Here is a 23,486-nt window from a genome sequence, read left to right as displayed (position 1 = left end):
GGCTGGTGATGGCGTAGGCGTGCGTGATGCGCAGGTTTCAAAAAAATGCCTCCGAAATGATTTTCGGAGGCATTTTCTTTTTGGATGGTGCCCAGGACTAGACTCGAACTAGCACACTCTTGCGAGCACAAGAACCTGAATCTTGCGTGTCTACCAATTCCACCACCTGGGCAAAGAGAAAAACTGTTTATCACCGACTGTAGACAAATGCAAGAAAAAAATAGTGGGTGGCGAAACTCCGGTACCGGCATGCGTCTGCCGGACATGAAGCGTTCACCCCCTCCGCCGTGGTGGACAGAGGGGGTGAACGGTGACGCCTCCCGTATGCTGCCGGTTACATGTTGTAGCCGCTTTCGCTGTGCTGTGTCGTATCCAGGCCCATGATCTCGTCTTCCTTCTCCACCCGCAGACCGATGGTCTTGTCCAGGACGAAAGCGATGACCAAGGTGACGATGAAGGCGTAGGCGCCAGCGGCGACAATGGCGATTATGTTGGAGATAAACTGTTTTGCGTCGCCGTAGATGAGGCCTTTGGCACCGATGCTGGCAACCAGGCCGGTCGCGATAGCGCCGAAGGTGCCGCCGATACCGTGCACGCCAAAGGCGTCCAGGGAGTCGTCGTACTTCAGTTTGGCCTTCAGCAGTATGGCGCCGTAGCAGGTGAGTCCGGCACCCGCGCCGATAATCACTGCCCACCCCGGGGTAACGAATCCGGCAGCCGGGGTGATGCCAACCAGGCCGGCAACGACACCGGAGGCGAAACCCAGGGCGGACGGTTTACCCGAATGGAGCCATTCAGCGATCATCCAGGCAAGGCCGGCGGCAGCAGGTGCCACCGTGGTGTTGACGAACGCAAGAGCGGCGGTTCCGTTGGCTGCACCGGCGCTTCCGGCGTTGAAGCCGTACCAGCCGAACCAGAGGATGCCGGTGCCAAGCAGGGTGAGCGGGAGGCTGTGGGGCGCCATCCGCTCGGTAGGGAAGCCATGGCGCTTGCCCAGGAACAGCAGTACTGCCAGGGCCGAGATGCCGGAAGCCAGGTGAACAACCGTTCCGCCGGCAAAGTCGAGGGCGGCGGGCTGCAGTTTGGCAATCCAGCCACCGCCCCATACCCAGTGAGCGATCGGATCATATACCAAGGTGGTCCAGACCAGGGCGAAGACGCAGTAGGCTGAAAATTTGATCCGCTCTGCCAAGGCACCGGAAATGAGGGCAACGGTAATGATGGCGAACATCCCCTGGAACATGGCAAAGGTGTATTCGGAAATACTGCCCTGCAGGGAGTCTACTGACAGCCCGTTCAGGAGCAGCTTGTTGAGTGAGCCGACAAAGCCTCCGATGTCGCTTCCGAAAGACAGGCTGTAGCCGAACAGGAACCACTGTACGCCCACGATCCCCATGGCCACGAAGGAATGCATCATGGTGGACAGGACGTTTTTGGAGCGGACCATGCCACCGTAAAAGAGAGCGAGGCCCGGCAGCATGAAGAGAACGAGTGCGGAGGAGGTGAGCAGCCAGGCGTTGTCTCCGTTCTCCAGTTTGGCAACGGGAGCCGGAGCTGCTTCGGCAGCAGCGGGGACTGGGGCCGGCGCGGGGGCATCGGCTGGCTTGGCTGCATCGGAAGGTGCCGCTACCGCTGCCGCCGCAGTATCCTTCTTCTCTTCAGCCATGGCCGATATGCCGGTGAGGCTTGCAAAGAGAACCATCATGACAAGGGTGAGGGTGAACTTCAGTTTCATGGCCTACCTCCTCTGTATCGAGTGTTCGAGTGGGGTGTTAGATGGCTTCGGCGCCGGTTTCGCCGGTGCGGATACGTACCGCTTCTTCAAGGGGGATGACGAAAATCTTGCCATCGCCGATTCGACCGGTTTTTGCAGTGTTCTGGATGGTTTCAACCACCTTGGACACCAGGTCGTCAGCAATGACGATTTCCAGCTTCACTTTGGGGATGAAATCCACGACGTATTCGGCGCCACGGTACAGTTCGGTATGTCCCTTTTGGCGTCCATATCCCTTAACTTCGCTGACGGTAATCCCTTCGACACCGATTTCGTTCAAGGCATCCTTGACTTCGTCCAGCTTGAATGGCTTGATGATCGCTTCTACCAGTTTCATGGTACCTGCCTCCTTTCAACAGGGGATATGTGTATGGTGCGCGTTCTGCCTGGAATCCGGTCCGAAAAAACGGGGGCGGTGGGTCCGCCCCCACACAGAAGGAGGACAGCGTCGTTATGAGCGCCTGTCGTGATAACGGTAGAGCATCGACCATGCCACTCTTGCAATGCGAGTTATTTTGGTGGGTTGCATGTCTTTCGTGCCGTGGTGGTCAAAGCGGTGTGTATAGTTTTTGAGCAGTGCTGGCGGTGGGCAGCTTAAAGCGAATGCAGCTGAAGGATTTTTGAACTCCGCTGATAACTGTGGTATGGTTTTCAGCACAGCATCGACCCTCAGGAGGTGCATCATGCCGGTGGTTGCAAAGGTTGGCGACATTCCGAATATGGGAAAGAAACTTGTGGTGGTGGAAGGCCAGGAGCTGCTGCTGATCAATCACAAGGGGACTGTCTACGCCGTGGAGACGGAGTGTCCTCATCAGGGTGCGCCGCTGGCAGGGGCGCTGGTGAAAGAGAGTTACCTCTCCTGCCCCCGGCATGGCTACCGCTTTGAGCTGCAAGACGGCAGCTGCCGGGAACATCCGGAATACACGCTGAAAACGTGGCCGGTGCGTATCGAGAACGGCGAGATCATCGTTGACCTGGCGTGAGCTGATTGCACTGCTTGACCAAATCGATAACGGTCTTGCTTCACTGGCGGTGATTGCTTGCGGGGTATGGGCTGCCGGTCATGCACTGCTCAACAAGCGCGATCCCCGTTCTGCCCTGGTCTGGGTTTCCCTGTCGCTAGCCATCCCGGTTCTGGGGCCGCTGGCCTACTGGTTGCTGGGAATCAACCGGATAACCCGTCGGGCACTCCAGTGGAAATCGCACCGTCAGGGGGATGCGTCGGAGGCGCTTTCCCTGCAGCGGACAATGCCGGCCGTGTTGCCTGCCCCCTATGATACGCTCCAGGCCATTGAGATACTGAGCAGCAAGGTAGCCCGCCTGGGGCTGACCACGGGTAACCGTATCGAGCCGCTGCACAACGGTGAAGAAGCCTATCCCGCCATGCTGGCGGCCATGGCCCAGGCTCGGTATAGTCTGCACCTGAGCAGCTACATCTTTGACGGAGACGGCGCCGGTGCCGCTTTCGTCGAAGCCCTGCGCGACGCAGCAGCACGCGGCGTGGCGGTGCGGGTCATTGTTGACGCCATGGGCGAACGCTACAGCCGGCGCACCGCCCGGAACGCCCTGCTGGGCAGCACTGTCGATATTCGTCATTATCTTCCCCTGCACCAAGCCCCCTTCATCAATCTGCGTAACCACCGCAAGCTGCTGGTGGTGGATGGTAGCGTTGCTTTTACCGGTGGCATGAACATCCGCAACAACCATTGCCTTGGTGCGGTTGCCGAGGATCGGGCGGCCAGCGACCTGCATTTCCGTGTGGCGGGGCCTGCTGTAGCCGACCTGCAACGGATCTTCCTGGAGGACTGGCATTTTCTTTCCGGCCAGATTCCCGAGGAACCGGAGCTGTTTCCCGAGCTTCCTCCGGTGGGCAACGCATTGGTCCGGACCATTGCCGACGGTCCGGACCGCGAGTTTCACAAACTGGAGTGGCTGATTTACGGTGCTCTGTCCACGGCACGGCACAGGATCAGGATCATGACGCCCTATTTCGTGCCGGACCGGCCACTGATCACCGCCCTGGTCACGGCGGCACTACGGGGAGTGGAGATCACTCTGGTGCTTCCCGCCAAAAACAATCTTCCCTTTGTTGCCTGGGCAAGTCGTGCCTCGTACTGGGAGCTGTTGAAGCACAATATCGTCATTGTCGAACAGCCGCCCCCCTTTGCCCACACCAAGCTGTTGGTCGTGGACGACCTCTGGTGCCTGATCGGTTCGGCCAACTGGGATACTCGCAGTTTCCGCCTGAATTTTGAGCTGAACCTGAGTGTCTTTGACCGGGAGTTGGCCGCTGGACTGAACCGGCACTTCGATGCCGTGCTTACGTCCGCCCGGCCGGTTTCCCTGGCTGAAGTGGATGGGCGGCCGTTGACGGTCAAATTGCGGGACGGCATTGCCCGACTTTTCTCCCCCTATCTCTAGTTGCCACAAAAAGACTTTTTTTGTCCCCTTGACAGGGGGCGTGGTCGATGGTAAGAAATATTCGTATTTCAACCACCACACAATGCAAAGGAGATACCTATGAGCACCTGTACGCTTGTTACCAAGGAAGCCCCTAATTTCAAGGCCGATGCGGTCCTGCCCGACAACAGCTTCGGCACGGTGGAGCTTGCCAGCTATCGCGGCAAATATGTGTATTTGCTGTTTTATCCCCTGGATTTTACCTTCGTCTGCCCATCGGAAATCCTGGCCTTCAACAAGAAGCTGGATGAGTTCAAAAGCCGTAACTGCGAAGTGATCGCCGTGTCGGTCGATTCGAAATTTACTCATCTGGCGTGGAAGAACACCCCGGTCGACAACGGCGGCATCGGCAACGTCCAGTACCCGATGGTGGCCGACCTGAACAAGGAGATCATCCGTTCCTACGGCATCGAGCATCCTGCCAGTGTCGCCCTGCGCGGTCTCTTCCTGATTGACCCCAAAGGAGTGGTCCGCCACTGCGTGATCAACGACCTGCCCCTGGGCCGCAGTGTTGACGAAGCCCTGCGCATGCTGGACGCCCTGCAGTTCACCGACACCCATGGCGAAGTCTGCCCGGCCAACTGGAAGCAGGGGGAGGACGCGATGAAACCCACTGCTGAAGGTGTTGCTTCCTACCTCGCGAAGCACGCCAAGTAATCACGCCTCACCACGATACGGCACCAAAGCAGCGTCGCCTGAACAGGCGACGCTGCTTTTTGTGGCGCTGAAATGAGAGCAGAGCCATGATATAGTCTGCTGCACCATGAAACCGGATGCCGCCACGAATACTGAACCGTCACTCTTCGGTCATGCCCCGTTCCGCGGGGTTGTGGCGGTGGAGCCGCTCGGACATGGTTTCCGGCTCTTCCTGCGCACCGAAGACGGTCTGACAACCCAAGAGGTTCCTTTTCACCCTTTCCTGCTGACGGCAACACCTCCCGTCCTTCGGGAACTGCCACTTTCCTGCGTAATCAAAATGCTGACAGGGGAGGGGGAGTACCGCTATCTGCTCACTTTCGACACTTGGCATGACTGCTGCCTCGCCTATGCTCATTTGCATCGCAGCACGACGGGACCGCCCCCCCTGTTCTTCCCCGAGCGGGAGCAGCAGTTTCTGCTGTCCAGCGGCGTCACCTTTTTTCGTGGCTTGACGCAGGAGCAGGTTGTCGTGACCTTTCTGGCCAGCGAAGTAACCCACAGCAGCGACGGGGCTGTGTTCCGTCTGGCGATCAGTGACCGTCGTCAGGGGGATCTGCTGCTCGCATCCGACCGGATGTCGGAGCGGGCCATGTTTGAGGAGTTGTCCCGCATTCTGCGTCGTGATGATCCCGATCTGCTGGTGGGGTATGGTCTGGCGCAGCAGTTGCCGGCATTGCTCAGGCGTGCCCGGAACGCCGGAGTGAGGCTTGCCTGGGGGCGGGATGGCAGCAGCCCCCGCGTGAAGGAGTTCTCCCCGTCCAGGCAGGAGAGCGGGAGAGCGGCAGGATGGTGCCGGATCTTCGGACGCTCGGTTGTCGATCTGCGCCATCTGCTCCGCTTGGCCGACCGTCCCCGGCCCGGCGGGCTCAGTCGCGACAGGGGCAAGGATGAGGAGGGGCTGCGGCAGCAGCTTGGGGTTCTCCGTAGCGAGTATCGCGTACTGGCGCCGGCGTTTCTGCAGCTGTCTGGCATGGTTCCCTATCCGCCCCAGGTCTGCCAGCACCGCAGCCGTGCCGACGTGGCGTCCGCCCTGCTGGTCAGGGCGTATCTCCATCACCGGCACAGCATGCCGCCGTTGCCGCCACATCCCCATTCTCACCAGCACGGCACGGGCCTGCGCGGTTGGACGCCGCAACTGCGGCCCGGCCCCCATGGTCCGGTGGTGCACTGCGAGTTGCGGGCTCTGCTGCCCGCTATCCTGCTGGCCTATCGTCTTGCGCCGCGCAGTGACGACCTGGCTATGTTTCAGTCGCTGCTGCATCGGCTGACCCGCCTGAAGCGGGAGGCGCGCCTCGAAGCGGAGACCCTCGGGGCCGGGGACGGGTTTGCCGCGGCGGACAGCCGCCGGGTAGTGCTGGGCAGTCTGGCGCGGGGGTTTTATGGCCTGCTGGCTTCGTCACACCTCCTGTTTGCCGATCAGCAGACAGCCGCCGAAACCGAGCGTCTGGGCCGGGTGCTGACCGGCGATCTGCTGACCTGGCTGCGGGAGCAGGGGGCGGAGCCGCTGGAGCTTGACCGGGACGGCATCTATTTCATTCCGCCGCCGGGACATGACGGCACCCAGGAGGTGTCCCACCTGCTGCGTCGCCTGACGGAACTGCTGCCGGGGGAAATGACCCTTTCCTGCGACAGCCGCTACCGGGCCATGGTCCGCTACAAGCCGGGCAATTATGCCCTGCTGGGCTACGACGGTACCCTGGTGATAAAGGGGAGCAGTCTCACCTCCGGAGGGCTGGAGCCATTCCTGCGGCAGTTTCTGCACGATGCCCTGCGCCTGCTGCTGGAGGACGGCGCCGGACGGGTTGCCGCGCTGTACGAGGAGCGGCTGCAGCAGCTCTCGACCCGGCAGGTGCCGGTGGAACAGCTGGCCCGGACCGAGACGCTGCCCCTTTCGTCGGAGCAGTATCGTCGCGAGGTGCGGGAGGGAAAACGGCACCACAGCGCCGTGGGCGAGCTGGCATTACGGAGCGAGGCGCCGTTCCATGCCGGCGACCGGGTCAGCTACTACGTCACCGGCAGCGGCAGCCATATCAGGGTGCATGAGCAGTGCCGGCTGCTGGCCGACTACGACCCCCGCCATCCGGATTTCAACGTCGCCTGGTACGCTGAACGGCTCCATCGGCTGTACCGGCGGCTCACCGGCTTTCTGGCCGCCGAGCCCGGCCTGTTCTGATCCGTTTCTTTTGCATTGACTCCGGCCGGGGCTTCACGTACTCTCTCCCAAACAACCTGCTTATCAAGAGTGGTGGAGGGACAAGGCCCTGCGAAGCCACAGCAACCGGCCCCGAGGGGGCGCCAGGTGCTAATTCCTGCCGCAAGGCGAAGATGAGCGAGGATCTTGACACCACCGTGCAAGGCCCCTGCTCATATACACCGGCAGGGGCCTTATCCGTTTCGGGAGTTTTGTGTCATGTCCGTGGGGATCGTCGAACAGCAGTCCATAACCTTCGACCGGGAGCTGCGCCTGGAGAGCGGCCGGTTGCTGGGGCCGATCACCCTGGTGTATGAAACCTACGGCAGCCTGAACGCCGAGCGTTCCAACGCCATCCTGGTTGAGCACGCCTGGACCGGCGACGCCCACCTGGCGGGCAAGCGGAGCGAAAGCGATACCAAGCCGGGGTGGTGGGACGCCATTGTCGGCCCCGGTCGGCTGCTGGACACCGACCGCTACTTCGTGATCTGTTCCAACGTGATCGGCTCCTGCTACGGTTCCACCGGTCCCGCCTCCATCAATCCCCGCACCGGCAAGCGCTACAACCTGAGTTTTCCCGTGATCACGGTCCGCGACATGGTCCGGGCCCAGGAGTTGCTGATCTCCCACCTGGGGATCGAGCGGCTGCTGACGGTGATGGGGGGGAGCATGGGGGGGATGCAGGCCCTGGAGTGGGCCACCCAGTACCCGGGACGGATCGCCTCGGCCATTGTGCTGGCCGCCACGCCCCGCCCCTCGCCCCAGGCCATTTCGCTGAATGCCGTGGCCCGCTGGGCCATCTTCAACGACCCCACCTGGAAAAAGGGAGAGTACAAGCAGAACCCCAAGGACGGTCTGGCCCTGGCCCGGGGGATCGGCCATATTACCTTCCTGTCCGACGAGTCCATGTGGCAGAAGTTCGGCCGGCGCTACTCGGCCAAGGATGGTTTGTTCGACTTCTTCGGCCAGTTCGAGGTGGAGCGCTATCTGAACTACAACGGCTATAACTTCGTGGACCGCTTCGATGCCAACTCCTTCCTCTACCTGGCCAAGGCCCTGGATCTCTACGATGTTGCCTGGGGATGCGAGTCGATGGCCGAGGCTTTTGCCCCGGTGACCGCACCGGTCCAGTTTTTTGCTTTTACCTCCGACTGGCTCTACCCGCCCTACCAGACCGAGGAAATGGCCCTCTGTCTGCGGGAACAGGGCAAGGAGGCCGAGTATCACCTGATCACCTCCGCCTACGGTCACGACGCCTTTCTGCTGGAACACGAAACCTTTGACCCCCTGGTGCGGGATTTTCTGGAGCGGGCAGCAGCCCGGCAGCGGCTGTGAGCGGTATCGACCAGCGACTCTGGCAGCGGCTGCGCCGCGATTTCGGTCGGGCCGTGGGGGATTTTGGCCTGATCGGCGAGGGGGACCGGATCGCGGTGGGTATCTCCGGCGGCAAGGACTCCTACACCCTGCTGTTGCTGCTGAAGGAGCTGCAGCGGCGGGCACCGGTCAACTTCCAGGTCTGCGCCGTCAACATCGATTCCGGCTATCCCGGCTACCGCACCGATATCATCGAGGGATTTCTGAAGGAGCAGCAGGTGGAGTACCGGATGGTGCCCACCGAGCATTACGCCATCATCACGGACAAACGGCGTCCCGGCTCCTCCTACTGCTCCATCTGCGCCCGCCTCAAGCGGGGGGCGCTTTACACGGCGGTGCAGGAGATGGGCTGCAACAAGCTGGCCCTGGGACACCACCGCGACGATTTCATCGAAACCCTGCTCTTAAACCAGTTTTTTGTCGGCTCACTTAAGTCCATGGCCGCCTCCATGCTGGCCGACAATGGCCAGACCACGGTGATCCGCCCCCTGGTCTATCTGGCCGAGGCCGACATCGTCCAGTTTTCCCTGCAGGCGAAGCTGCCGGTGGTTTGCTGCCGCTGTCCGGTCTGCGGCACCGCCGACTTGCGCCGTCGGCGAATGAAAAGCCTGTTGAAGGAGCTGGAGCAGGAAATTCCGCACATTAAAAGTTCATTGCTGACTGCTCTGGGCAACGTGCATCCGCGCCACCTGCTGGATGGCGCGTTGTCCCGGACAGAGACGGAGGAGGAATCATGCGCATAGGTCACGGCTACGATGTTCACCGACTGGTGGAGGGCCGCAAACTGATCATGGGTGGGGTGGATATCCCGTGGGAAAAGGGGCTGTTGGGCCACTCCGATGCCGACGTGCTGCTGCATGCCATTGCCGACGCCATCCTGGGCGCCCTGGCCCTGGGGGATATCGGCAAGCATTTTCCCGATACCGACCCGGCTTTCAAAGGGGCCGATTCCCTGAAGCTGCTGGAGCATGTGGTGAATCTGGTCAGGGGGCGGGGGTACCGGGTAGGTAACCTGGATGCCACCATTATTGCTCAGAAACCGAAGATGGCGCCGCATATTGCAGCCATGCGGATGAACATTGCGCGTGTCTGCGGCGTGGAGCTGGATCGGATCAACGTTAAGGCTACCACTGAAGAAGGGCTGGGCTTCACCGGTTCCGGCGAGGGAATCTCCGCCCATGCCGTGGTGCTGATGCAGGCTACCGGGCAGGACTGACGTTGCTTGTTACCAGTTGGTACCATGTTGATGACGCAGGGGGCGGTGCGCTGATTCCGGTATAAAATGGCCTCGTGTTGCACTCAATAGATTCTGCGAGCGGAGGGAAGCGGCATGACACTCTACCTGGTACGGCACGGTGAGGCCGTAGAGCGGACTGACGGGATCGACGACGAGGTACGCTGGCTGACAGCGAAGGGAAGAAAGGGGATGACCAAGGCGGCCGGCCGGCTGCGCAAGCGGCGGGTACGTCCCGACCTGCTCATCAGCAGCCCCTTGACCCGTGCGGTGCAGACTGCTGAGCTGCTGGCGGCTGACGTGGCCCGCCGGGGAGACCTGCGGGCCGACGCTGCACTGTCGCCGGGCGGTAACGTGGAGCAGGTGCTTGCGCTGATCCGGGGGCAGAATAGGATCGATGCCCTGATGCTGGTGGGGCATGAACCGCTGTTGAGCCGCGTGGCGGCTGAGTTGCTGGGCAGGCCCCGGGTAAATGCTCTGGCCAAGGGAAGCTGTCTGGCTCTGGAGCTGTCCGCGAAGTCGGGCAAGCCGGCCCGGGTGCTCTGGTATGCCGTTCCCGGCAGCAAATTCTCCCCCACTGCCAAGAAGCTTCTTGATCCAGCACCTGCCGCGGCATAGCCATTCCATGGTACTCCCTTCGGGCCGGGAGGTGCTGCGCGTGCTGTCCGCGTACGTGGCGGAACGCTGGAAGCTTCTCCTGGATGAGCGTCAGCGGGTGCTGCGTCAGCCACACCCGGAGGCGATTCATGACCTGCGGGTTGCCAGTCGCCGGTTGCGGGCCGTGCTCGATCAACTCCGGTTGTTTCAGGAGGCGAAGGTGGGGGGGCGGGTGACGCGATCGATACGTCGTCTGACCCGCCGACTGGGCGGTATCCGTGATCATGATGAGGCGTTGCAGTACTTTTCCGGGCTCGGTTTCTCCGGTCTGGAGCCGCTTTGCAACCGGCTGCAGCGACGGCGGGAGCGGGAAGTGGCCGACCTGCTACACTGGCTGGCCAAGCCTTCAATCGATGACGCGGGCCGCCACGTTGCCGTTGCGATACGTGGTCTTGCCAACAGCAGCGATACGTCTGCCGAGCAAGCGCTGGCGCTGCTGGCGGAGCGCAGCCTGCAGCTCTACCTGCCGATTGCTAACCTGGCGCCCCGTGTCGTGCTGCCGGAGCACGACGATGACCGTCATGCCCTGCGCATTGCCCTCAAGAAATGGCGTTACTTCAACGAACTGCTGGGGCGGGTGACCGGCGCCGATACCGCTGTCTTGCTGGAACAACTCCGAAGCTACCAGACCGTGCTGGGCAGGCTGAACGATCTTGCCGTCTTCGAAGCACTCTGCGCCCGGGCAGAGCTAGCCGAAGAACTGGATGACGCCGTCCGGCAGCAGATCGCCCGACAGCGACAGGAGCTGGATGCCGATTTTCTTCGATTGCTGGCGCAGCAACCGCTCCATTACACACTCCTGCTGTGAGACAAACCGCGGGCACCCTTTATTTTGATTGACAGTGACGGGCGAAACTTATAAATTTTTTAGTCTATTTGAGTTCTTGATTGTTTTGCTGTAATTTAATGCGTACGAAGGAGAATCCCGCAATGGCCGAGAAGTTTATCTTTACCTCCGAGTCCGTTTCCGAGGGCCACCCCGACAAGATGGCCGACCAGATTTCCGACGGAATTCTGGATGCCATCCTGGCTCAGGATCCCAAGGCACGGGTTGCCTGCGAAACGATGATCACCACCGGTATGGCGGTGATCGCCGGTGAGATCACCACCAGCGCGGTGGTCAACTACGCCGAGATCGTGCGGAACGTCATCAAGGATATCGGTTATTGCGGTTCGGACATGGGATTTGACTACGAAACCTGCTCCGTGTTGGTGTCCCTTGACCGCCAGTCTCCCGACATCTCCCAGGGGGTAACCGAAGGGGAGGGGATGTTCAAGGAACAGGGGGCCGGCGACCAGGGGCTGATGTTCGGCTACGCCTGCAACGAAACGCCGGAGCTGATGCCGATGCCGATCCAGCTCTCCCATCAGCTGGTCAAGCGTCTGGCCGATGTGCGCAAGTCCGGCCTGCTCAAGTTCCTGCGCCCCGATTCCAAATCCCAGGTTTCCGTCGAATACGACAATGGTAAGCCGGTGCGCGTCAATACCGTGGTTATCTCTACCCAGCATACTCCTGATGTTTCCCATGAGACTATCGTGGAAGGCGTGATGGACGAGGTGATCAAAAAGGTCATTCCCGCCAACCTGCTGGATGCCAACACCCGCTACTTCATCAACCCCACCGGCCGCTTCGTGGTGGGGGGACCGATGGGGGACTGCGGTCTGACCGGCCGCAAGATCATTGTCGACACCTACGGCGGCATGGGACGCCACGGCGGTGGTGCCTTTTCCGGCAAGGACCCCTCCAAGGTGGACCGTTCCGCTGCCTATATGGGGCGCTACGTTGCCAAAAACCTGGTGGCGGCCGGTCTCTGCGAGCGCTGCGAAGTGCAGGTTGCCTACGCCATCGGTGTGGCCGAGCCGGTTTCGGTCATGGTCAACGCTTTCGGTACCGGTGTCGTCAGCGAGAGCCGGCTTTCAGAGCTGGTTCGGGAGGTGTTCGACCTGCGGCCCCGCGCCATTACCGAGCAGCTCGACCTGCTGCGCCCCATCTACCGCAAGACCGCTGCTTACGGCCACTTCGGCCGCGAACTGCCGGAGTTTTCCTGGGAGAAGACCGACAAGGCTGCTATCCTGAAACAAAAGGCAGGGCTGTAGGCGGAGACCGTTCACGGTGAGAGTTTCATACGGGGCGGCCTCAGGGACCGCCCCTTTTTTGTGGTGGCTGATGATCCGTCAACAAGCGGTCTTTTGCATGCCGTAGTAGTGAAGCGAATATTTTACGTGAGGTGAATCATGGCAAAAACATTCAAGATTGCGGTTCTGCCCGGTGACGGCATCGGACCGGAGGTGATGGCCGAAGCGATCAGGGTGCTGGATGCGATCGGCCGGAAGTATGATGCGGTGTTTGACGGCACCTTTGCCAACGTCGGTGGTGCCGGTATCGATCATGAGGGCAAGGCCCTGCCCCAGACCACCATCGATATCTGCAAGGCCAGCGATGCGATCCTGTTCGGTTCCGTGGGCGGCCCCAAGTGGGAGTCCCTGCCGCCGGACGAGCAGCCGGAGCGGGGCGCGCTGCTGCCGTTGCGTAAAATTTTCGGCCTGTATGCCAACCTCCGGCCGGCCATCATCTTCCCGTCGCTGACCGGTGCCTCCTCCCTTAAGGAAGAGGTGATCTCCGGCGGCTTCAACGTGCTGGTGATCCGGGAGTTGACCGGCGGTATCTACTTTGCCCAGCCCAAGGGGATCGAAGGACAGGGGCGCGAGCGGGTCGGTTTCGACACCATGCGCTACTCCGTGCCGGAGATCGAGCGGATTACCCACGTTGCCTTTCAGGCCGCCCGGAAGCGGGGCAAGAAGGTCTGTTCCATCGACAAGGCTAATGTGCTGTCCTCCTCGGTGCTCTGGCGCGAGGTGGTCACCGCTATTGCCAAGGAATATCCGGATGTGGAGCTGTCCCACATGTACGTGGACAATGCCGCCATGCAGCTGGTCCGCTGGCCCAAGCAGTTCGACGTGATCCTGTGCGAGAACATGTTCGGCGACATCCTCTCCGATGAGGCGGCCATGCTGACCGGCTCCCTAGGCATGTTGCCGTCGGCCTCCCTGGCCGAGGGAACGTTCGGCATGTACGAGCCGTCCGGCGGCTCGGCACCGGACATCGCGGGGCAGGGGATCGCCAACCCCATCGCCCAGATTCTCTCCGCCGGCATGATGCTGAAGTTCTCCTGCGGCATGGTGGAGGCGGCTGATGCCATCGACACGGCCGTGGCCACAGTGCTGGAGCAGGGGTATCGCACCCGCGACATTTTCCAGAACAAGCCGGGTGAGAAGCTGGTGAACACGAAAGAGATGGGCGACGCGATTATTGCAGCACTCAAGTAATGCAACACCATGAATAGCCCGCGGATGACGCGGATTGAGCGGATTTTTGCTGATTTCAATTTTGGGGTTTGATCCGTGAAAATCCACAAAGAGCAGAGGGTATCCGCGTGTTGATTTTCTTTGGTTGAGACGTTATCCCAGTCATGAAAGGATTTCGCATATGAAAGTAGGAATCGTCGGTTGGCGCGGCATGGTCGGCTCGGTCCTGATGCAGCGGATGCAGGAGGAGAACGACTTCTCCCTTGGCTTTGAACCGGTCTTTTTCTCCACCTCCCAGGCGGGACAAGCCGCACCGATGGGGGGCGGCACCCTAAAGAACGCGGACGACATCGCTGAATTGAAGAAGCTGGACGTCATCCTGACCTGCCAGGGGGGGGACTATACCAAGGCCGTGCATCCCGAGCTGCGCAAGCAGGGCTGGAACGGTTACTGGATCGATGCCGCCTCCACCCTGCGGATGGAAAAGGATGCCGTCATCATCCTCGACCCGATCAACCGCAACGTGATCGACGCGGCCCTGCAGAATGGCCAGAAAGATTTCATCGGCGGCAACTGTACGGTCAGTCTGATGCTGATGGGGTTGGGAGGGCTGTTCAGGGCCGGGCTGGTGGAATGGATGTCTTCCATGACCTATCAGGCGGCTTCCGGTGCCGGTGCCCCCAACATGCGGGAATTGCTCTCCCAGATGGGGGGCCTGCACGGTGTGGTGGCCGAAGAGCTGAAAAACCCCGGTTCCGCCATTCTGGAAATCGACAAAAAGGTGACCGAGACCCTGCGCAACGGCTCCCTGCCAACCAAGGAGTTCGGCTTCCCGCTGGCCGGCAACCTGCTTCCCTGGATCGACCGTGAGGTGGAGGATGGACAGAGTCGCGAGGAGTGGAAAGGGTTTTCCGAAACCAACAAGATCCTGGGCGTCGCGACGCCGATCCCGGTGGACGGCATCTGCGTGCGGGTCGGTGCCATGCGCTGCCACAGCCAGGCCATCACCATCAAGCTGAACAAGGATCTGCCCATTGCCGATATCGAGCAGTTGATCGCCAACGACAACGAGTGGGTCAAGCTGATCCCCAACACCAAGGCCGACTCCCTGGCCGGCCTGACGCCGGCGGCGGTGTCCGGCACCCTGACCGTGCCGGTGGGACGGGTGCGCAAGATGAAGATGGGGCCGCAGTACGTCCAGGCATTCACCTGCGGCGACCAGTTGCTGTGGGGGGCGGCGGAGCCGTTGCGGCGGATGTTGCGCATCCTGCTGGAGAAGTAGAAACGGTCTTTTTCCGCCCTGACCCTGCCAAGCTGCGGAATGCCTTGTGACTGTAAGCCCCTGCGCCGTCTCCGGCCGGGGGCTTTGTTATCCACCCATTTCAGGAGCCTCTGCGGAAAGAGTCCGCTCCCTTTTCTATGCGCACGATAAAGCTGATTCTTCAATACGACGGCACCAATTACTGCGGCTGGCAGGAGCAGGCGAACGGCCCCTCAGTGCAGGAGACGGTGGAGCTGGCCCTGGCCAAAATTCTGGGGCAGCGGATGCGAGTGCAGGCAGCAGGGCGCACCGATGCGGGGGTGCATGCCTTGGCCATGCCGGCCGTATTCCGCACCGAAAGTACGCTGCCGCTCACGGCCTTCGTCGCCGGCGTGAATAGCCATCTGCCGGAGGATATCGCGGTGCAGGGGGCCGAAGAGGTTCCCGTTGATTTTCGCGTTATCGGCGGCGCCAGCGACAAAACCTACCGCTACACCATCTACAACGCCCGCCTCCGATCCCCCCTCCATCGTCGCACCTCCTGGCATGTGCCGGTTCCCCTTGATGTCGATGCCATGTGTCTGGCTGCCGAGTATTTTGTCGGCGAGCATGATTTTGCCGCCTTCCGGGGACAGAACTGCACCGCCGTCACCAGCCGCCGCCGCATTGATGCGGTAACGGTCACCCATGAACAGCCGCTGATCACCATCGACGTCACCGGTGGCGGGTTTCTCAAGCACATGGTACGGATCATGGTCGGCACCCTGGTGGATATCGGCCGTCGCCGGTTTGCCCCGGATCATATTGCCCTGTTGCTGGCGCGGCCTGACCGCAGGCTGGGGGGCGTGACCGCTCCGCCCCAGGGGCTCTGCTTGCTGAAAGTACGTTATCCCGGAGAAAATCATAGTGAATACTGAATATTCCTTGACTCTCGATAGGTGCTTGAGTAAAATCCGGTTCTACTTTGCGTGGAGTGGCTGTTTTGGTGTAGAAGTCTGATTTTGCTTGTGTTTTTGTGTTTTTGTCGCCGCGCGCGATAAAGCTTCTGCAACACGTAGACAGCAAAAAAAAACAAGGAGGTAGTACCAATGTCAGAGTATGGAACATTACAAGACCGCGTTCGCTGCAAGGCCCTGCTGGACAAGGTAAAGACCCCGGAGCAGTGCATTGAGTACTTCAAGCCCGGCATGAACCTGGGCTGGTCCGGCTTTACCCCGGCTGGTTACCCGAAAGTGGTACCCATTGCTCTTGCCGATCACGTTGAGAAGAACGGTCTGCAGGGCAAGTGGAAATTCAACCTGTTCATCGGTGCCTCCGTCGGTGCCGAGACCGAAAACCGTTGGGCACAGCTGGACATGATCGACCGCCGCTGGCCGTATCAGACCGGCAAGGACATTGCTGCCGGTATCAACGCCGGCCGCATCCGGATGGGTGACAAGCACCTCTCCCTGTTCGCTCAGGACCTGGGCTACGGCTTCTATACCAAGGATTCCGAAACCGGCAGGCTGGACCTGGCCATCATCGAAGTTTCCGCCATCACCGAAGACGGCGGCCTGGTGCCCACCACCTCCTGCGGCGTGATTCCCGAGATCCTGATGCAGTGCGACAAGATCATCGTGGAAGTGAACACCGGACAGCCCTCCTTCGAAGGGATCCACGACATCATCGTCTGCAACCATCCGCCCCAGCGCCAGATCATCCCGATCACCAGCGCCGGCGAGCGCGTGGGCACCACCTACGTTCCCTGCGATCCCAGCAAGATCATCGCCGTGGTGGAGTCCAAACTGCGGGACAAGGGTCGCGCTTTTGCCGAGCAGGACGACACCTCCGAGGCGATCGCCAACCATATCATCGAGTTCTTCCAGGCTGAAGTGAAGGCAGGCCGCCTGCCCAAGAACCTGCTGCCGATCCAGTCCGGCGTCGGTTCCATTGCCAACGCCGTTATCGGCGGTCTGGCGAAGGGGCCCTTCACCAACCTGACCGTTTTCACCGAAGTGTTGCAGGACACCATCCTCGACCTGTTCGACGCCGGCAAGTGCGACGCCGCTTCCGCCTGTTCCCTCTCTCTGTCGGAGAGCCCCGGTTTCCCCCGCTTCTTCGCCAACTGGGACAAGTACTTCGGTAAGTGCACCCTGCGTCCGCTCTCCATCTCCAACGCACCGGAGCCGATCCGCCGTCTGGGCTGCATCGCCATGAACACCCCGGTCGAGATCGACATTTACGCCCATGCCAACTCCACCCTGGTTGGCGGTACCCGGATGATCAACGGTCTCGGAGGGTCCGGCGACTTCCTGCGCAACGGCTATCTGAAGATGATGCACACGCCGTCGGCCCGCCCCACTAAGACCGACCCGACCGGTATCTCCTGCGTGGTGCCGCACTGCTCCCACATCGACCACACCGAGCACGACCTGGACGTGGTCATCACCGAGCAGGGGCTGGCCGACCTGCGGGGTCTCTGCCCCCGCGACCGCGCCAAGGTCATCATCGAGAAGTGCGCCCACCCGGATTACAAGCCGATCCTGACCGAGTACTACGAGATGGCACTGAAGGACACCCTGGCCAAGGGTATCGGTCACGAGCCGCAACTGTGGGACCGCGCCTTCAAGATGCACCTCAACCTGGCACAGAACGGCACCATGAAGATCAAGAACTGGGATGTGAAGATCGACCTCTGCGAATAGGGGCCATACTTCAGACCTGTCTCACAAGAAGGCCCGCCGGGTTTCCGGCGGGCCTTCTGTTTTGTGCTGTTTCCGGCGTGTGCTTCTAGGCCGGTTATGTCGGGTCATCCTGTTGCGGCCGGCGTGCCCGGGGATGGGCCTTGTCATACACCTCCAGAAGCCGATCAAGGCCGACATGGGTGTACTTCTGGGTGGTGGAGAGCGAGGCATGGCCCAGCAGTTCCTGGATGGAGCGCAGGTCGGCACCTCCCTCCAGCAGATGGGTGGCAAAGGTGTGACGCAGGGTATGGGGTGAGATGCGGCGAAAGGTATCGATCCTCAGGGACCAGCGCTTGACCAGGGAGTCCACGCTCTGACGGCTGATCCGGTTGCCGCGGGTGTTGAGGAAGAGCGGCGCATCCGGCGGACAGGGGCCGCGTTCGTTGAGATAGGCGGTAACAGCTGCCGCCGCCCTGCTGCCCAGCGGCACGATCCGCTCCTTGCTCCCCTTGCCCATGACGCGCACCATGCCGTCGGTCAGGTCAAGGTCGGCAATGGCCAGACCGGTCAACTCGGAGACCCGCAGGCCGCTGGAGTAGAGTAGTTCGAGGATTGCCCGGTCCCGTTGGTTGAACTCGGTGTTGTCGGGGGCTTCCACCAGGGTGGTGACCTGGTCGATGTTCAGATGAAAGGGGAGGCGCTGTTCTTTTTTGGGGGTGGCGATCAGCTCGGCCGGGTTGACGGTAGCGGCTCCCGTTTTCACCAGCCAGCCGCAGAAAGCCCGTATCGCTGCAAGCTTGCGTCCCAGAGTGCTTTTGCGGAGAGGAGTGGCCGCTGTTCTGTTGCCAGGAGCGGGCGTCGGGACCGCCAGCTCGGCCAGCCAGAGCCTGATCAGCAGGTGGTCGAGGTCCGTAACCGTTGCCCCCTCGCCGCGCCGGCTGCGGACAAAGGCTGCAAAACCGCAAAGGTCGTTGCGGTAGGCGGCGATGGTATGGGGTGAGCAGTTCCGTTCCGTTGCCAGAGAGGTAAGGAATCGGCTGACCAGGACGTCAAGGAGGAGGACCATGGCGGCACTTACTTGAATTCGGGGAGCGGTGTGGTCAGCTTCCAGCCCTCCGTCTGGTCGGGCAGGTCGGAGGACTCTTCGCGGAACAGCCATTTTTGGCGGTCGGTGACGGTTTTCAGGCGGTTGTCCGGCAGCACGAAATAGTCGAATTCAACCACCGCTTCCGCCGACCTGTGTTCGGCCCGGCACTCACTGGCCAGGATACGCATGTCGGCCATGGTGACATTACGGCGGCGCAGTGATTCCGCAGCGCCGACGAAACGGTCCCGCTGTGAGCGGTCGACGTAGGTCAGGGCGGCCTTCTCCGCCTCCTGCCAGCGGATCATGCGGTTGTAAGTCTTGATGACTTTATCGCACGCTTCCTGGCGGTTCATGGTCCGGTAACCGGCACAGCCACTGAGAAACAGCAACAGACCGCAGAACAGGCAAACGGTACTGACACGCATGGGGACCGTCCTTTTCATTGGGGCGGTTGTGCCGCCGAACGTTTTGGAGTATAAAGTGAAACCTATTTTCAGCAAAGGTCGTACAACTGCATGCTGCATGAACTGATTGAAAAGCTGGTGGAAACCATCGGCGCCATGGGGTATCCCGGCATCTTCCTGTTGATGGCCATGGAGAGTTCCATCATTCCGGTTCCCAGCGAACTGGTCATGCCGCCGGCCGGGTATTTGGCCCAGCAAGGGCGGATGAACCCGTGGATTGCCATTCTGGCCGGAACCGCAGGCAGCTTGGTGGGGGCCTACGCCAATTACTTTGCCGCCCACTACCTGGGGCGCCCCCTGATCCTGAAATACGGCCGCTACGTGTTGATCCCTCCCGACAAGTTCGAGCGGGTGGAGGCCTTCTTTCTGCGTCACGGCGAAATATCGACCTTCATCGGGCGGCTGTTGCCGGTGGTACGCCACCTCATCTCCATACCGGCGGGACTCGCCGGCATGAACCACCTGCGCTTCTCCCTCTACACCCTGCTGGGGGCCGGCATCTGGTGCAGCATTCTGACCTGGATCGGCTACGTCATCGGCCAGAACCGTGAGCTGGTCATGGCATGGTCCCACCGTGCACTGATCTGGGTGCTGCTGGCGAGCTGCGCTCTGGTGGGGGCCTACGCCTGGTGGCACCGACGCAGGACATTAAAACGCAACGAGTACTGAAAAGCAAAGGAAAATCCCCATGGAGATCATTCGTTCGGGACGTGTTCACTATCTGGCCCCGCAACTCGACACAGCAGCCGCAGCTACGGCGGTGATGGGATTCAGCACCCGCCACGAGGGGGTTTCCCGTCCGCCCTACAACTCCCTGAACCTGGGAACGAATACCGACGACTCGCCCCATAACGTCGAAGGCAATCGCAGCATTCTGGCTCGTACCTTCGGGCTTACCCAGGATCGCCTGGTGACGGTACGGCAGAATCACGGCAACGACATTCTGGTCATCGACGCGCCGAACGACGACCTGGCTCATTTTCTGGAAATCGAAGCCGACGCGATCATCACCAATCAGCCCGGCATCATGATCGGCGTCACCGTGGCCGATTGTGTGCCGGTCCTGCTGCTTGACCCGGTCAAACGGGTGATCGGCGCGGTTCATGCGGGTTGGCAGGGAACTGCAGCACAGATCGCCCTGCAGGCGGTACAGGGGATGGTTCGGTTGTTTGACAGCCGGCCCGCTGATATCCGGGCCGCCATCGGCCCCTGCATCGGCCCCTGCTGTTATGAGGTGGATCAGCCGGTGCGGGAGGGGTTTGCCGCCAACGACGTTTCGCCGTGGGACGCAGTGGCGGAAAGCCGCGCTCCCGGCAAGTGGCAGCTGGATATGGCGCTTGCGAACCGGATGCAGCTCGAGGCAGCCGGTGTCGCCGGTACTTCCATCAAAACCGCCTCCCAGTGTGTGTGCTGCCACAAGGAACTGTACTTCTCCTATCGGCGCGATGCCGGGGAAACTGGGAGACAAATGGGGTTCATCACGCTCAAGGAGGCCTGAGAATGCTGGCCAAGGTCCTGAGTGCCGCGGTTGTGGGCATCGATGCGGTCCTGGTGGATGTGGAAGTGGACATCGCCCAAGGGCTGCCGCAGTTCGCCACGGTGGGGCTGCCGGACGGCGCGGTCAAGGAAAGCAAGGACCGGGTCAAGGCGGCCCTCAAGAACTCGGGATACGATTTTCCGGCTCGCCGCATCACCGCCAACCTGGCTCCGGCAGACCTCAAAAAGGAGGGAGCCGCCTTCGACCTGCCGATGTCCATCGGCATCCTTGCCGCCACCGGTGTCATCAAGGGAGAGCGGCTCAACCGGTACATCCTGCTGGGAGAACTCTCCCTGGACGGCAGCCTCAAGCCGGTACGTGGCGCCCTGCCGGTGGCGGTGGCCGCTCGCAACGCGGGTCTTGACGGCATGATCCTGCCCAGGGAAAATGCCGATGAGGCCGCCGTTGTTGAAGGGATCGACATCCTGCCGGCATCCACACTTGCAGAAGTGGTGCAGTTTCTGCGCGGCGAGACGGAGATGGCTCCAGCTCGGGTTGACCTGCAGCAACTTTTCAGTCAGCAGAACGAACATGGCGACGACTTCTGCGAGGTACGGGGACAAGACCATGCCAAACGTGCCATTGAGGTTGCCGCTGCCGGCGGCCATAACCTGTTGATGATCGGACCTCCGGGCTCGGGCAAGACCATGCTGGCCCGCCGCATACCCTCGATACTCCCTCCTCTTAATTTCGCCGAAGCCATAGAAACCACGGCTGTATTCAGTGTTGGTGGCATGTTGGAGCCGGGACGGGCACTGGTTACAACACGGCCTTTCAGGGCACCTCATAATTCTACGTCAGATATTGCTCTTATCGGCGGAGGTTCATCACCTCGACCAGGCGAGGTTTCATTAGCAACAAATGGCATTTTATTTCTTGACGAACTGCCTGAATTCAAGAAAAACGCCCTTGAAGTACTTCGCCAGCCTCTGGAAGATGGAAAAGTAACCATCTCCCGTGCCTTGCAGTCACTGACCTACCCTTCCCGCTTCATGCTGGTGGCTGCCATGAATCCCTGTCCTTGTGGCTACCTCGGCGATCCGGGGCACACCTGCTCCTGCACCCCCATCGCCATCAAGCGCTACCGCTCCCGTATTTCCGGACCGCTGCTGGACCGGATCGACCTGCATGTCGAAGTTCCGGCTGTGGCCTACCGCGACCTCTCCGGCAATCAACCGGCGGAGTCCTCCGCCGCCATTGCCGGCCGGGTGCAAAGCGCACGGCAGATACAGCAACAGCGTTTTCAGGGGACAAAAGTACATTGCAACGCCCAGATGAACGCCCGGCTGATCAAGAAACATTGCGAGCTGGATGCGGATGGGCACCGTATGCTGGAGCTGGCCGGCGACAAGCTGGGCTTCTCCGCCCGCAGCTACTCCCGCATCCTCAAGGTGGCCCGCACCGTGGCCGACCTGGACGGCTCCGCCGCCATCCGTACCCCCCACCTTGCCGAGGCGATACAGTACCGCAACCTGGACCGGAAGGTGGTGTAATTCCGGTTCCATTTCAAGGAACTCTCTTCGTTGGTCCGCCCTGAACCGGCGGGCATCCCCCGCACGACGGATAATCTTCCGGCATACCCGGGATCACAGAGCAGCGGCATAGAGCACATACCGGCGATAATCACTGGGGAGAGACCATCAGACATGAAAATCTCCATTCTCGAGTACTCAGCAGCCTGGGACCGTGCTTTCCGGTCCGAACGGCATCGCCTCGCCGTTGCCCTGCATTCGCTGAAGAGCCGCATCGAACACATCGGCAGCACGGCGGTTCCCGGCCTGGCGGCCAAGCCGGTCATCGACATCATGATCGGCCTTGGCCGGGAATCTGGGCTGGATGCGCTGATCGGCCCGGTCACCGCTCTCGGCTACGAGTACGTTCGCGAGTACAAGGCGATGATGCCGTTCCGTCGCTTTTTCCGGCGCAACGGCGAAGGCGGGATGTCGTTTCACCTGCACGCGGTGGCCGGGGATACGCTTTTCTGGCAAGACCACCTGCTCTTCCGCGATCTGCTGCGTAACAAGCCGGAGTTGCACACCGCTTACGAAGCCCTGAAGAAAGAACTGGCAAAGCAGGAGTGGCCGTCGGGAAACGACTACGCCGCCGCCAAGGGTGAATTCATCCGCGCTGCCCTGGCAGCCGGTCGGCTTGATCCGGACGACGCGACCGGGCGGGTGGTCTACCAGGTCTCCACGATCCCGCTGGCAGCCGGTGACCAGTTGCGGCCCTACTACCTGCAGCGGTATACAGAGGAAATCGAGGCGGCCATGGCGGCAATCGCCGCCGGCGAAGATGCACTCCTTGACCATTGCTCGGCAGAGGGGGGGCGCCGGCTGCCGCTGCCGCATGAATTTCCGGCGCTGGGTCCTGAACAGCTCACCATGATGATCGTGCTGGAGGCGCTGTTCGAGTTGGTGCGGCGACATGAAGCTCCCCATCTGCCGAGCCGGTTGAAGAGCATTTTTACCTGGCCGGAACGGGAGCTGGCGCACCGCTTCAGGGATGCCTACGTCCCCGGCGGGATCATCCACCGCTGCGTGATCCGGTCCGGCTCGGCCCTTGACTGCGACGGCGCTCTGTTGCCGCCGGGGATCAACCTGGACGTACCGAATCAGTCAGCCCTGGCGGACGAAGTGAGGAGGGTGCGCCAGCGGGCGCTTCGTTACTGGCACCGCGCCCATGCACCGGAATTTCCGGAATTGCTGGTGAACGGCGACGTTGAGGTGCTCGGGCACGCGACCGGATTGCAATAGACGATGCGGCAGGGTGCCACTCTCTT

22 protein-coding genes, 1 tRNA gene and 1 riboswitch are annotated in these 23,486 nt (G+C 61.2%); of the genes, 18 read left to right on the top strand and 5 right to left on the bottom strand.

Translation table 11 applies throughout. The features are described 5' to 3' along the window. Positions 1–85: 85 nt before the first annotated feature. The 3 genes from RAK07_RS11920 to RAK07_RS11910 form a co-directional block, all read right to left on the bottom strand. Positions 86–172, bottom strand: a tRNA-Leu gene (locus tag RAK07_RS11920). Positions 173–334: 162 nt separating this feature from the next. Next, the gene (locus RAK07_RS11915) at positions 335–1,735 is read right to left on the bottom strand and encodes an ammonium transporter (protein ID WP_305733055.1); all 1,401 of its coding nucleotides are present in this window, start codon (positions 1,733–1,735) and stop codon (positions 335–337) included. Between the two features lie 37 nt (positions 1,736–1,772). Then, positions 1,773–2,111: a P-II family nitrogen regulator gene (locus tag RAK07_RS11910; RefSeq protein ID WP_305733054.1), complete on the bottom strand. Its 339-nt coding sequence runs from the start codon at positions 2,109–2,111 to the stop codon at positions 1,773–1,775. 346 nt (positions 2,112–2,457) lie between these two features. On the opposite strand from RAK07_RS11910, the gene RAK07_RS11905 reads away from it, so the two are divergent. From RAK07_RS11905 to scpC, 14 genes are all read left to right on the top strand, one after another. Continuing rightward, positions 2,458–2,757: a Rieske (2Fe-2S) protein gene (locus RAK07_RS11905; protein ID WP_305733053.1), complete on the top strand. Its 300-nt coding sequence runs from the start codon at positions 2,458–2,460 to the stop codon at positions 2,755–2,757. Continuing rightward, positions 2,744–4,195, top strand: coding sequence for a phospholipase D-like domain-containing protein (locus RAK07_RS11900; RefSeq protein WP_305733052.1), 1,452 nt, complete (start codon positions 2,744–2,746; stop codon positions 4,193–4,195). The genes RAK07_RS11905 and RAK07_RS11900 overlap by 14 nt, the downstream gene beginning before the upstream one ends. Before the next feature lie 99 nt (positions 4,196–4,294). Then, positions 4,295–4,891, top strand: a complete 597-nt coding sequence (locus RAK07_RS11895; RefSeq protein ID WP_305733051.1) for a peroxiredoxin — start codon at positions 4,295–4,297, stop codon at positions 4,889–4,891. A gap of 106 nt (positions 4,892–4,997) precedes the next feature. Further along, on the top strand, positions 4,998–7,106 hold the full coding sequence (locus RAK07_RS11890) for a DNA polymerase family B protein (RefSeq protein ID WP_305733050.1): 2,109 nt from the start codon (positions 4,998–5,000) through the stop codon (positions 7,104–7,106). 57 nt (positions 7,107–7,163) lie between these two features. Further along, a riboswitch (SAM riboswitch) is annotated at positions 7,164–7,265 on the top strand. Between the two features lie 78 nt (positions 7,266–7,343). Next, entirely contained in the window at positions 7,344–8,459 is a 1,116-nt protein-coding gene (gene metX / locus RAK07_RS11885) for a homoserine O-acetyltransferase MetX (RefSeq protein ID WP_305733049.1), read from the top strand. Continuing rightward, on the top strand, positions 8,456–9,241 hold the full coding sequence (ttcA, locus tag RAK07_RS11880) for a tRNA 2-thiocytidine(32) synthetase TtcA (protein WP_305733048.1): 786 nt from the start codon (positions 8,456–8,458) through the stop codon (positions 9,239–9,241). Before metX ends, ttcA begins: the two co-directional genes overlap by 4 nt. Next, positions 9,232–9,714 carry a 2-C-methyl-D-erythritol 2,4-cyclodiphosphate synthase gene (gene ispF, locus RAK07_RS11875; protein WP_305733047.1) on the top strand — a complete coding sequence of 161 codons (483 nt, stop codon included), beginning with the start codon at positions 9,232–9,234 and terminating at the stop codon, positions 9,712–9,714. Before ttcA ends, ispF begins: the two co-directional genes overlap by 10 nt. A 114-nt stretch (positions 9,715–9,828) precedes the next feature. Beyond that, positions 9,829–10,350 carry a phosphohistidine phosphatase SixA gene (gene sixA / locus RAK07_RS11870; RefSeq protein WP_305733046.1) on the top strand — a complete coding sequence of 174 codons (522 nt, stop codon included), beginning with the start codon at positions 9,829–9,831 and terminating at the stop codon, positions 10,348–10,350. A 40-nt stretch (positions 10,351–10,390) separates the two neighbouring features. After that, a complete protein-coding gene (locus RAK07_RS11865) occupies positions 10,391–11,197 on the top strand; it encodes a CHAD domain-containing protein (protein ID WP_305733045.1) in 807 nt (268 codons plus the stop codon). Between the two features lie 122 nt (positions 11,198–11,319). Continuing rightward, complete coding sequence (gene metK, locus RAK07_RS11860) at positions 11,320–12,486, top strand: methionine adenosyltransferase (protein ID WP_305733044.1); 1,167 nt, start codon at positions 11,320–11,322, stop codon at positions 12,484–12,486. A gap of 138 nt (positions 12,487–12,624) precedes the next feature. After that, positions 12,625–13,716, top strand: a complete 1,092-nt coding sequence (gene leuB / locus RAK07_RS11855; RefSeq protein WP_305733043.1) for a 3-isopropylmalate dehydrogenase — start codon at positions 12,625–12,627, stop codon at positions 13,714–13,716. A 160-nt stretch (positions 13,717–13,876) separates the two neighbouring features. Beyond that, a complete protein-coding gene (gene asd, locus RAK07_RS11850; RefSeq protein ID WP_305733042.1) occupies positions 13,877–14,977 on the top strand; it encodes an aspartate-semialdehyde dehydrogenase in 1,101 nt (366 codons plus the stop codon). Positions 14,978–15,114: 137 nt separating this feature from the next. Then, positions 15,115–15,873 carry a tRNA pseudouridine(38-40) synthase TruA gene (gene truA, locus RAK07_RS11845; RefSeq protein WP_305733041.1) on the top strand — a complete coding sequence of 253 codons (759 nt, stop codon included), beginning with the start codon at positions 15,115–15,117 and terminating at the stop codon, positions 15,871–15,873. Positions 15,874–16,044: 171 nt separating this feature from the next. Beyond that, entirely contained in the window at positions 16,045–17,640 is a 1,596-nt protein-coding gene (gene scpC, locus RAK07_RS11840) for a succinyl-CoA:acetate CoA-transferase ScpC (protein WP_305733040.1), read from the top strand. Positions 17,641–17,734: 94 nt separating this feature from the next. Here scpC and RAK07_RS11835 read toward each other — a convergent pair whose 3' ends face one another. Both RAK07_RS11835 and RAK07_RS11830 read right to left on the bottom strand, forming a co-directional pair. Then, complete coding sequence (locus RAK07_RS11835; RefSeq protein ID WP_305733039.1) at positions 17,735–18,685, bottom strand: tyrosine recombinase XerC; 951 nt, start codon at positions 18,683–18,685, stop codon at positions 17,735–17,737. Between the two features lie 8 nt (positions 18,686–18,693). Then, entirely contained in the window at positions 18,694–19,131 is a 438-nt protein-coding gene (locus RAK07_RS11830; RefSeq protein ID WP_305733038.1) for a hypothetical protein, read from the bottom strand. A gap of 90 nt (positions 19,132–19,221) precedes the next feature. Here RAK07_RS11830 and RAK07_RS11825 point away from each other — a divergent pair, with 90 nt between their 5' ends. The 4 genes from RAK07_RS11825 (at position 19,222) to RAK07_RS11810 (ending at position 23,460) form a co-directional block, all read left to right on the top strand. After that, a complete protein-coding gene (locus RAK07_RS11825) occupies positions 19,222–19,839 on the top strand; it encodes a DedA family protein (RefSeq protein WP_374215762.1) in 618 nt (205 codons plus the stop codon). A gap of 19 nt (positions 19,840–19,858) precedes the next feature. After that, positions 19,859–20,668 (top strand): peptidoglycan editing factor PgeF, encoded by an 810-nt coding sequence (pgeF, locus tag RAK07_RS11820; protein WP_305733037.1) that lies wholly within the window; start codon positions 19,859–19,861, stop codon positions 20,666–20,668. 2 nt (positions 20,669–20,670) lie between these two features. Beyond that, positions 20,671–22,200, top strand: a complete 1,530-nt coding sequence (locus RAK07_RS11815) for a YifB family Mg chelatase-like AAA ATPase (RefSeq protein WP_305733036.1) — start codon at positions 20,671–20,673, stop codon at positions 22,198–22,200. Between the two features lie 153 nt (positions 22,201–22,353). Continuing rightward, positions 22,354–23,460, top strand: a complete 1,107-nt coding sequence (locus RAK07_RS11810) for a GrpB family protein (protein WP_305733035.1) — start codon at positions 22,354–22,356, stop codon at positions 23,458–23,460. Positions 23,461–23,486 lie beyond the last annotated feature (26 nt).

It is taken from the genome of Trichlorobacter ammonificans (genome assembly GCF_933509905.1).
Classification (GTDB): domain Bacteria; phylum Desulfobacterota; class Desulfuromonadia; order Geobacterales; family Pseudopelobacteraceae; genus Trichlorobacter; species Trichlorobacter ammonificans.
The sequence above is the reverse complement of the archived record's forward strand: the minus strand, read 5'-3'. Positions and strand labels throughout refer to the sequence as shown.